This is a genomic window from Endozoicomonas sp. Mp262 (assembly GCF_025643335.1).
In the GTDB taxonomy this organism is placed as follows: domain Bacteria; phylum Pseudomonadota; class Gammaproteobacteria; order Pseudomonadales; family Endozoicomonadaceae; genus Endonucleibacter.
Genome location: NZ_CP092489.1, coordinates 863,486 through 875,000 on the forward strand (window position 1 = coordinate 863,486; position 11,515 = coordinate 875,000).

Consider the following 11,515-nt stretch of genomic DNA (forward strand, 5'->3'; position numbering starts at 1 on the left):
TCCAAATTTATCTGAACACTCCCTAGAGGCTGTTGACGTTTTCTCGTGTGCTCACGATCAAACGTCAACAGCCCCTAATTTAACATCCACTCATGATCAGGATCATTATGGAACTTCCAGGCCCTGGTGGGTCCAGCCATTACGTTAAGATAATAAAGTTCATAGCCGTGGGGGGCTGCCACAGGATGATAGCCCCTTGGAACCAGGACAGTATCCTTATCCTCAACAGACATGGTTTCGTCAATGTCCCGCTCATCGGTATAAACCCGCTGAAAAGCAAACCCCTGGGGTGGATTCAAACGATGATAATAGGTCTCCTCAAGATAAGATTCCCTTGGCATATCATCGGTATCATGTTTATGGGGAGGATAGCTGGATGAGTGCCCCCCGGGAGTATAAACCTCAGTAATCAGCAGGCTGTCCGCATCATGCTCTGGCATCAGAATATTATGAATCAGGCGCTGGTTTGTTCCCTCTCCCCGATCCATAACAGTCATATCTTCCGGCTTCAAATGACGCACCTTACGTATTTTGCTTTTGCCGGGTGCTTTACATACAGCCAGTTCCAGGTCAGTGGTTGCTATTACTCTAAAATCGGTTGCCATTGGCAGATAAACCCCGTGAGGCGGTATCTTGTCAAAGGGCGACATTCGTCCGCCAATATCGGTCAGCGTTGAATCTTCTGTGATGACAGAGCATTTTCCAGCCACCAGAACCAAGCATACTTCCTGATCGCACCCGGAAAAATCGAGGTAATCACCCGTCTTTAACTCATAAACTTCAAAACCCACATATTTCCACCCTGCGCTTTCAGGGGTGATATGCGTTATACAGTGTTGATGGCTGCGTTTTTCAGATTTTACTAAAAGAGATGACATAACATTTACTTCTTTTATCTATTGCCTTCAAGCTCAAGCCAGGCCCTGTATTTCTATTACAGAAAAGTTATGAAATGTTTGCTCCAGATCAAATGAAATAATAATTTCAAAACATATTATTTATGGAAAATATTTTTCAATCACCCAAGCAACCAAAAAATAAGAGGTGGTGATTGATGGAGTTATCGCTCTTAAAGAAAATAATTTATCACAAGGGGTGGAGACACGTGGTAGAGAAATCACTGGACATTATCTGCATTGGCCGGGTTGCCGTTGACCTGTACTCACAACAAATAGGTAGCCGTCTGGAAGACTGTCGCACTATGGCTAAATATCTCGGAGGCTCATCTGGTAACGTGGCATACGGCACTGCCCGTATGGGTTTAAGGTCAGCCATACTTGCCCGTGTAGGCGATGACCATATGGGGCGCTTTCTGAAAGAAGAGCTGGAAAGTGTCGGTTCAGACCCGAGTCACCTGATTACAGACCCTGAACGGTTAACAGCACTGGTACTTCTGGGTATTGAAGACAAAGATACCTTTCCATTGATCTTTTACCGTGAAAACTGTGCCGACATGGCACTATGTGCAGAGGATATAAAAGAAGACGCGATAGCATCTGCCAAGGTATTGCATATTACCGGCACACACTTTTCTCGCCCTGAAACCGATGCAGCCTGTCGCAAGGCTATTGGGTTTGCCCGCCAAAACGGAACACGCACATCGCTGGATATTGATTACCGACCCGTACTCTGGGGTTTGACCGGTAAAGCGGAAGGGGAAAATCGTTTTATCGCCAATGACAAGGTCACTGCCCATATGCAAAGCATTGTGCCGCTATTTGACCTGATTGTTGGCACCGAAGAAGAGGTCCATATTGCTGGCGGCACCACCAATACCATTGAAGCCCTTAAGGCCATCAGAAAATTGACCAATGCCACCATTGTTCTCAAGCGTGGAGCCCTGGGAGCTTCCGTTTATGAAAATGAAATCCCTAAAATGCTGGATGAAGGCATTACCGTTAAAGGTGTCCGGGTAGATGTCCTCAATGTCCTGGGAGCTGGCGATGCCTTTATGAGTGGCCTGTTAAGAGGCTATGTTGAACAAGCCTCATGGCAACAAAGCCTTACTTATGCCAACGCCTGCGGTGCCCTGGTTGTATCCAGACACGGCTGTGCCCCAGCGATGCCCGGCAAAGAAGAGCTGGACTATTACCTGGCCAATGCCGAGCAAATTCAGCGCCCTGATCTTAATGATCACCTTAACTACCTTCATAGGGTAACCTGTCGGCATAAGGACTGGCCTGAGCTGTGCGTACTGGCATTTGACCATCGAAAACAACTGATAGAGATGGCCAAAGAAGCCGGAGCCCCAGTGGATCGTATTAAAAAACTGAAACAACTGATTCTGGAAGGTGCTAGGGAGGGCGCAAAAGAGACAGACCTGGGTCAACGAGCAGGCATTCTCTGTGATGATACCTTCGGCCAGGACGTACTGAACGAAGTAACAGGCAAAGGGTGGTGGATTGGTCGCCCCGTTGAACTTCCCGGTTCACGCCCTCTCAGTATTGAGCACAGTGATAATGTCTCCCGACGCCTTACCAGCTGGCCTACAGAACATGTGGTGAAATGCCTGGTGTTCTACCACCCTGATGATAAGGCAGACCTACGTTTTGAGCAGGAGCAAAGTGTCCGGGCAGTTTATGACGATTGCTGTGCCAGCGGCCATGAGCTATTGCTGGAAGTCATCCCTCCCAAAGGTATGAAAACAGATGACAGTTTGCTGCTCAGAACCATGAAGCGCTTCTATAACCTGGGCATTCGCCCGGATTGGTGGAAAGTCCCTTCCCCCAAACGCTCTGCATGGCTTGAAATACAATCCCTGATCAAAGAACGAGCCCCCCACTGCCGCGGCGTTATTCTACTTGGCCTTGATGCACCGGTGGATCAAATCCGCAAAGGATTTAATGCTGCTGCCGGTATTGATATCTGCAAAGGCTTTATGGTGGGTCGCACGATCTTTGGAGAACCATCCAAAGCGTGGTTAGAAAACAAAATCGATGACCCCACTTTCGTACGACAAATAGCTAATAACTATATACAGCTGATCACACTTTGGAATGAGCGTAAAGCCAGCTAAAAGCGGCTCCCGTAGCATTAAGCGGGAGAGCATTAAAAAATAAATGGTCATATACAGGAATAGCAATGGAAAAGGTCATTAACTATATCGACGGCCACTATGTGGCCAGCGAATCAGAACGCGCTGGTGCTATTTACAACCCCGCTACAGGTGAGCAAATCCGTGAAGTGGCATTATCCACTTCCGGTGAAGCCAAAAAAGCTATTGCCGCTGCAAAAACGGCTTTTCCCAAGTGGTCTGCAACAACACCACTGCGTCGCTCCCGGGTTTTATTCAAATTTAAAGAACTGGTTGAAAAGCATCTTGATGAACTGGCAACCCTGATTTCCATCGAACACGGTAAAGTTCTCTCTGATGCCAAAAGTGAAATGGTTCGCGGCCTGGAAGTGGTGGAATTTGCCTGTGGTATTCCCCATCTCCAAAAAGGTGAGCACTCCCTGAATGTAGGTACGGGTGTTGATAGCTGGTCCATGATGCAGCCACTGGGTGTCTGCGCTGGGGTTGTGCCATTCAACTTCCCGGCCATGGTGCCCATGTGGATGTTCCCTGTGGCTCTGGCCTGTGGCAACACCTTTGTACTTAAGCCTTCTGAAAAAGTGCCTGCGGTCGCCATGCGCATGGCTGAACTGTTGAAAGAAGCGGGCTTACCTGATGGTGTATTCAATATCGTTAATGGCGACAAAGAGGTGGTTGACGTTCTGCTAACCCATGAGGATGTGCAAGCCATCAGTTTTGTCGGCTCTACTCCCGTGGCAGAGTATATCTATAAAACGGCCTCCGCCCATGGCAAGCGGGTACAGGCGCTGGGTGGTGCCAAAAACCATATGGTCATTATGCCTGACGCCGATATGGACGGTGTGGTCAATGCCCTTATGGGCGCAGCCTATGGTGCCGCAGGGGAGCGTTGCATGGCGATTTCTGTAGCCATGCCAGTTGGTGAAGAAACCGCCGAACGATTAATTGAAAAGCTACTTCCTCAGGTTGAAGCCCTGCGGGTTGGTCCCGGGATTATAGAAGGCCAGGAAAATCAGATGGGGGCACTGATCAGTAAAGAACACCGAGCCAAAGTCAGCCACTATGTAGATAAGGGTGTTGCTGAAGGAGCAACGCTTCTGGTGGATGGTCGCGACCTTAAAGTGCCAGGCCATGAACACGGTTACTTTATCGGTGGCTCCCTATTCGACCAGGTTAAACCTGATATGACCATTTACAAAGAAGAAATCTTTGGACCAGTGTTATCTATCTGCCGGGTTCCTGGTTTTGCTGAAGCCGTTGAGCTAATTAATGCCCATGAGTTCGGTAATGGTACCGCTATCTTTACCCGTGATGGCAGGATGGCCCGAGAGTTTGCCCAGCGTATTCAGGTGGGTATGGTGGGTATTAACGTACCAGTCCCTGTACCAATGGCATTCCATAGCTTTGGTGGCTGGAAACGATCACTATTTGGCCCACTGCATATGCACGGCTCTGATGGTGTACGTTTCTATACCCGGATGAAGGCCGTAACCGCTCGCTGGCCTGATAGTGAAGGCTATGCATCTTCCGAGTTTGCCATGCCAACAATGAAGTAATGCCCATTACTTTCCTCTCTGTTATATTGCTGAACCTTTATAACAGGGAGAACTTTATATAGCTGTAACTATTCAACACCACAAGCAGGCTCATTATCTCTATATACATCCCTTTTTGGAGAAAGCTTATATGAGTCTGCAAGTTCATATGTTTGCAAATTTATAAAAGCCCCCTCAACCAATGTATTTCTTGTCACTCTAAGCCATTGATATCGCTTGTCTAAAATAACACCTATTAGAAACTTATCTTCACTGCCTTTTTCAGAACCCTTTTCTTTTTGTAGTTGTGAATAAAATTCTGATTTACTAGTTTCCTGTGATGTCACATATTCATCAGATGATATATCTACAAGTTCCTTTTCAACTAAATCCGGATCAAATAAAAAAATAACAATTAAAAAAAGATGAACTCCATTAACAATAAACACCAATTGCTCCCCTTTACTTAATAACGCAATCTTTTCTAAAAACCCATCATTCCCAAACCCTACATCATCAATAACAAAATCATCATTCAGCTTACTTTCTTTAATTTCTTCTCGCGCCCTTAAAAAAGCATCAGCATCATCAGCAGGATTCGTTGTCCTATGAAAATTATAGGTTCTAAGGAGTCCTGATACAGATAGCACCTGCTTTTCCAAACGACATGGTACTTTATCATATGGGAAAACACTTGTAATTATTCTGACTGCTTCATTTAAAACTTCTTCTATATCCTCACTCTCAAACTCATCGTCTGAATTTTCTTTAACATCCATTGTACCTAAATGGGCAGCATCGTTGACTGAGCCATACCAAATCTCTGTAGTTCTTGAGAAACCACTTGTCTTGCCTTCTTCTCTAAAAGCTATTTGATCTCTATTACTAATTCCATGCAGAGATGTTTTAGCTGACTTTTTTTTAATCACTCCCTTACCTTTTTTCCTTAAAAGAGCATCTTTTAAAGTTTTATCGCGCCCTACTTTTTGCTTTCCTTTTACAAAACTAAATTTAACTGAAACTGTTTCTTTTTCACTCTTAACAAAAACCGGAAACCTATTTGATCGTTCTTGCTCACCCTTCAGCCTGTTATAATAATGCTCAAACGTTAACGGATCACCTTTATCTGTCCTATTTTTTAAATAATTTTTATAATCTTTTTCAATAAACGTAAACAAATAAGGATCAATATTTCTTAACTCACTATCTCCTTGTAACAATCCAACACTAGAGCCAGCACTTACTCCAGAAGATGTTGACGGTAAGTAATAAAGATCAGTCCCCCTCTTTATTTTTTTATTATCCATTGAGGAACACGCTGCCTCCTCACTTAAATACTTGGAGTCAACAACATCAGAATCTTTTTCAACTAATTCTTCTTTAATATCGCTTATTTGTTTTTTCCCTTTTAACTCATCTGAACCATCAGTAAAACGCACAGAGTGGGAATAACTTTTATTTTCTTCTAAGCCTTCCTCGCTATCGCTACCTGCACCCATTACAAAAAATGGAAAGTATAATAATAAAACAAGAAAAGCACACTTATTCAACCATTTCATCATATCACACATAATAAAAACTAATATTATACTGCTCAACTGAATAGCCTTATTCCTGCTTAGGAACAAACAATCATTTATAAAAAATAGACTATTTAACTTAAATAGTAACCTTGATTTTTATTATTCCTCATTCCCAGCATCCAGTTTACAAAGCAACCCTATAATTAAGGGGTTTAAAACGATATCTATATACAGCAATACAGCACATTTATACTCCCTGGTCATAAGTAATTTTATATGATCCAGAAAAAGTATAATCATTTAGTATTTTTAATATTGTATCAAAAAGATCCTGTCTATTTAATTTTACAAACCGACACTTTTTACCAACAAATACCCCTAAAATAAACGAGCACTGTTCCTGTAACTGCTCTTCACTATCAACACCTAGTTTACTATAGAAAATCGCCTCTTCCATATTAGCTTCAACACCTTTACTTTCCATAAAACCTTTTTCTAAAGCTTCCCTAAGCAACCTTTTATTATATTTTTGAAAAACAACTGAAAAAAGCAAAAAGCCATCATGAATAACTACAACCAAGTCCTTATCTTTAAGCTGCTCTAGTTCTTGTTCTGGGTAAGCAATATAATCCTCACTATTACCCAATACCCTAAATCCATCAAAGTTTAGAGATAAAACTTGACTTTCTGCTACCTCAGCAAAACTTTCATCACAACCAACTTTTATTCTCGAAGAATATTGATCTAAAACCCGCCTTCCAATCATAGTCAACTCATTAAGACCGTATAGTATTTCTTCATAACAAATACCATTCAGTAGTTTCCCCAAAAGACCATTACAAAAATCAGAGTTAACTTCATCCTCTAAAAGTAAATCCTCACATTCATATATATCTTGTTCATCACACTCACTTTCTTCATATAAACCACCATAATTTTCTTCTAAAGTACTGGTAAAGCTACCCTCAATACTTATTTCAAAAATCTTATTATCTTCATAGTCATTTCCCTCCAAATGTTTTTTAGCATGTAAAATACGCTGTCGTCTAGATGAAGATATTTTTTTAGAAACACCCATTACAACAGGTATTTTCTTCCCCATTCTTGTTTTTTTTCTACTAATAGCACTCACTTTCCCCCTTGGTTTTCCTGCATTCTGATGATTAATATTGCTCTCCACTTCCTTATTTAAATCATTCACTGCATGTTTCAAATAATCGTCATATGACATAGGTTTATGATTTAATTTTAATTCTTTTCCCTTATATTCCTCATATACCAATCGGTAGTAAGAAGCAAATACAGGATCTATTTCTTCCAATGATGCTGAATCAATTTTTTTATCGTCTACTATATTATTTTCTCCTTCAATCCTTCCATTTAAACGCCTTGCTTTATTAGAGTGATTACAAAAAACCTTACCAGTTCTTCCTTTATCCTCCCACTGCTTGAAGCAAGCAGAACATAATTTAGACTTTTTTTTACTCTCAGCAGAATCTTCTTTAGTATTTTCACCAGTAGTTTCTGGTACTTGGGTGTCTTCGCTTTGTTCACCACCAAAACCAAGTGAGAGCTGATAAAAACCTAATAAAATAAGGAAAAGTAGCCTATTAAACCTATAATGAGCAATAGCAAATACCATCATCATAAACAGAAAAAAAACAAGCAGCTTCAAATAACATCTCACTCTATATTTAAAAAACTTATCCTCTAAAAGTAGACTATGCTGACTGATAAAATAATCCCCATATATAAAACAGCAGGGCAAAAACATGATCACAAATCAACCAATTTGAGCACTTGCATCATGTAGTCTTCATTCCAGCCACAGGTTTTGCGCTTATTCTTGATACCGGCTTTCACCGTAGTGTCCAACTTAAGAAGATTGAGTGTCACCTGCCGGGCAACAGCTAGATTTTCTGCTGCGAACCCTTCTCTTGCCCTACAGCGGTCTTCATCAAACGCCACATCAAGCACCCAGTGTAATTGGTTTTCTATTAGCCAATGCTTCCTGGTAGCTTGAAGTACCTCGGCAGCTGATAACTGGCGGCTGCATATAAAGTAACGGATGAGTGTTTTCCCTTTACCCTTTTTGCTACTGTCTAACTGGATTGCGGCTATGGTTTTGGCTTTCCATGAGGCAGCATTGGAGTCCTCAGTAACATCATTGATAACCCAGCACCGGCGGTGCTCCATACGACCATGCTCTTTACCTTCCTGTTCCGCAAAGTAATGGTCAGGAGCATCTTCCAGATTATCTTGCCAGTATTGATCGAAGAGTCGAGTCACTTCTCCATAGAGTTTTCTCTGGTTGCCTTTCACCGCCAGCAAGTAGTCTGCCTCTTTTTTCAGGATTGCAGTAGCAATTTTTTTCTGGCAGCCCATTGCATCGATAGTGACAAGGCTGCCACTGAGTTCAAGCAGCTTGAGCAGCTCAGGAATGGCCGTAATTTCGTTGGATTTTTCATCAACTTTATACTGACCCAGCGACAGTCCAGCCTCTGTGCACCAAGCGTTAAGCATGTGTATTGCATCTTTGCCTTTATTCCAGGCCGAACCTTTAACAGTCTTGCCATCAAGAGCAACTATCTTGCTATCAGAGAGCTCCAGTCCGGAAAGAACATCCCTAATCCACTGGATGAAGATTTTGCGAAACTCTTCCGGGTCAAGAGTGGCGAAAATACGATTGAATGTAACCGCTACTGGAATACCGCCAGGCAAGGTTAAGTGCTTACGGAGCCAGCCTTCCTTGTGCTCAGCAAACAAGCGAATGCCATTCCAATCATCTGCACCACAGAGAATGGCACAAACTGAGATGAACATAACCTCTGCAAGAATATGTGTTGACTTCTTCGGGTCTCGTTTGTCGGTAAGCGATGTAAACTTGGAAAAAAGGGCTTTGGCAGACATCAGGCAACAGAAAAAGCATGGGATTCTACAGCTTTTGAAATCAATTTTCTGTTCAAATTCTGATCATGTTTTTGCCCTGTATAAAACAGTAGTACAAGCTCTGATCCATAAAAAGGGAGCCTGGGAACGAAGGGATGCCGGAGATTGGGTGGTTTTTTTTCAGCCCATAGCAAAAACCCTGACAGCGTATACTATCAGGGTTTTCTAATAAGTGCCTGGCGATGACCTACTCTCACATGGGGAAACCCCACACTACCATCGGCGATATGTCGTTTCACTGCTGAGTTCGGGATGGGATCAGGTGGTTCCAACATTCTATGGTCGCCAGGCGAAACTTTTGCACATGGACGTGCTTATGCCGTTTTGCCAGGGATGGCAAAAAACGGTAGCGTATCCACACGCTCGGAATCCATTTTATTTAAGCTTTCAATTCTTGCCTTACACTCTACTGTATTGTGTATGGTTACGACCTCCATGGATGGAGGAAGTACTAAGAACGTCTGGAACGTTCGCAGTAAATCGCTTTGGCGTTATATGGTCAAGCCGCACGAGTCATTAGTACTGGTTAGCTCAACGCCTCACAACGCTTACACACCCAGCCTATCAACGTCATAGTCTTTAACGGCTCTTCAGGACTCTCTAGGAGTCAGGGAAGTCTCATCTTGAAGGGGGCTTCCCGCTTAGATGCTTTCAGCGGTTATCCCGTCCGAACATAGCTACCGGGCAATGCGTCTGGCGACACAACCCGAACACCAGTGGTTCGTCCACTCCGGTCCTCTCGTACTAGGAGCAGCTCTCCTCAAACTTCCAACGTCCACGGCAGATAGGGACCGAACTGTCTCACGACGTTCTAAACCCAGCTCGCGTACCACTTTAAATGGCGAACAGCCATACCCTTGGGACCGGCTTCAGCCCCAGGATGTGATGAGCCGACATCGAGGTGCCAAACACCGCCGTCGATGTGAACTCTTGGGCGGTATCAGCCTGTTATCCCCGGAGTACCTTTTATCCGTTGAGCGATGGCCCTTCCATTCAGAACCACCGGATCACTAAGACCTACTTTCGTACCTGCTCGAGATGTACCTCTCGCAGTCAAGCGCGCTTGTGCCTTTACACTAACCGTACGATGTCCGACCGTACTTAGCGCACCTTCGTGCTCCTCCGTTACTCTTTGGGAGGAGACCGCCCCAGTCAAACTACCCACCACACAATGTCCCCGATCCCGATTAGGGACCTGGGTTAGAACCTCAATATTGCCAGGGTGGTATTTCAAGGTTGGCTCCACGCAGACTGGCGTCCACGCTTCAAAGCCTCCCACCTATCCTACACAAGCAACATCAAGATCCACTGTGAAGCTATAGTAAAGGTTCACGGGGTCTTTCCGTCTAGCCGCGGATACACTGCATCTTAACAGCGATTTCAATTTCACTGAGTCTCGGGTGGAGACAGCTTGGCCATCGTTACGCCATTCGTGCAGGTCGGAACTTACCCGACAAGGAATTTCGCTACCTTAGGACCGTTATAGTTACGGCCGCCGTTTACCGGGGCTTCGATCAAGAGCTTCCCTCACCACCAAATTGCTCTCGCACACGTTGCATTAACATCTGACGCATTTTTTTGTTGCGCTTTAGTTTAGCTTCGCGAGCTCTCGCAAACTCTTTGACTTGATATGCTTCATAGTAAGCAATGCGCCATATTCTACCCTTGGTAGAAGCATTCATACCCGAATTATGTTGATCTAATCTTTTTCGAAGATCAGAGCTATAACCCAGATAAAAATCTGTCTCATCGTTTACGTTTTGAATCACATATATGTAGTACATAAGAGCAATTTGGTGGTGAGGTAACCCCATCAATTAACCTTCCGGCACCGGGCAGGCGTCACACCGTATACGTCCACTTTCGTGTTTGCACAGTGCTGTGTTTTTAATAAACAGTCGCAGCCAACTGGTCTCTGCGACCCCCACTAGCTTACGGAGCAAGTCCGATCACCGGCGGGGGCGTACCTTCTCCCGAAGTTACGGTACCATTTTGCCTAGTTCCTTCACCCGAGTTCTCTCAAGCGCCTTGGTATTCTCTACCTGACCACCTGTGTCGGTTTGGGGTACGGTCCCTGTTGACCTGAAGCTTAGAAGTTTTTCCTGGAAGCCTGGCATCGACCACTTCCCGATCTTAAAGATCGGTCGTCATCGGTTCTCGGCCTTGAGGGTCCGGATTTGCCTGAACCCTCGGCCTACGACCTTAAACATGGACAACCATCGCCATGCTGGCCTAGCCTTCTCCGTCACTCCATCGCAGTCAACAGCGGTACGGGAATATTAACCCGTTTCCCATCGATTACGTCTTTCGACCTCACCTTAGGGGCCGACTCACCCTGCGCCGATTAGCGTTGCGCAGGAACCCTTGGTCTTCCGGCGAGGGGGCCTCTCACCCCCTTTATCGTTACTCATGTCAGCATTCGCACTCCTGATACCTCCAGCCTGCCTCCCGGCTTGACCTTCAACGGCTTACAGGAC

The 11,515-nt window shown here is 44.4% G+C and carries 6 protein-coding genes and 2 rRNA genes (1 of these 8 only partly in view); 2 read left to right on the forward strand and 6 right to left on the reverse strand.

Features of this window, described 5'->3' with window-relative positions:
* Positions 1-74: 74 nt before the first annotated feature.
* Positions 75-878, reverse strand: a complete 804-nt coding sequence (iolB, locus tag MJ595_RS03800) for a 5-deoxy-glucuronate isomerase (protein WP_263081198.1) — start codon at positions 876-878, stop codon at positions 75-77.
* Positions 879-1,054: 176 nt separating this feature from the next.
* Here iolB and iolC point away from each other — a divergent pair, with 176 nt between their 5' ends.
* Positions 1,055-3,016 (forward strand): 5-dehydro-2-deoxygluconokinase, encoded by a 1,962-nt coding sequence (gene iolC / locus MJ595_RS03805; RefSeq protein WP_263081199.1) that lies wholly within the window; start codon positions 1,055-1,057, stop codon positions 3,014-3,016.
* A 65-nt stretch (positions 3,017-3,081) separates the two neighbouring features.
* Positions 3,082-4,587 carry a CoA-acylating methylmalonate-semialdehyde dehydrogenase gene (locus MJ595_RS03810; protein WP_263081200.1) on the forward strand — a complete coding sequence of 502 codons (1,506 nt, stop codon included), beginning with the start codon at positions 3,082-3,084 and terminating at the stop codon, positions 4,585-4,587.
* A 68-nt stretch (positions 4,588-4,655) separates the two neighbouring features.
* On the opposite strand, the gene MJ595_RS03815 is transcribed toward MJ595_RS03810, so the two are convergent.
* The 5 genes from MJ595_RS03815 to MJ595_RS03835 form a co-directional block, all read right to left on the reverse strand.
* The gene (locus MJ595_RS03815; protein ID WP_263081201.1) at positions 4,656-6,164 is read right to left on the reverse strand and encodes a hypothetical protein; all 1,509 of its coding nucleotides are present in this window, start codon (positions 6,162-6,164) and stop codon (positions 4,656-4,658) included.
* Positions 6,165-6,336: 172 nt separating this feature from the next.
* Positions 6,337-7,764, reverse strand: a complete 1,428-nt coding sequence (locus MJ595_RS03820; protein WP_263081202.1) for a hypothetical protein — start codon at positions 7,762-7,764, stop codon at positions 6,337-6,339.
* A 101-nt stretch (positions 7,765-7,865) separates the two neighbouring features.
* On the reverse strand, positions 7,866-8,999 hold the full coding sequence (locus tag MJ595_RS03825) for an ISAs1 family transposase (RefSeq protein ID WP_263080561.1): 1,134 nt from the start codon (positions 8,997-8,999) through the stop codon (positions 7,866-7,868).
* A 213-nt stretch (positions 9,000-9,212) separates the two neighbouring features.
* Positions 9,213-9,328 (reverse strand): 5S ribosomal RNA (gene rrf, locus MJ595_RS03830).
* Positions 9,329-9,533: 205 nt separating this feature from the next.
* Positions 9,534-11,515 (reverse strand): 23S ribosomal RNA (locus MJ595_RS03835); it runs 1,490 nt beyond the window's last position.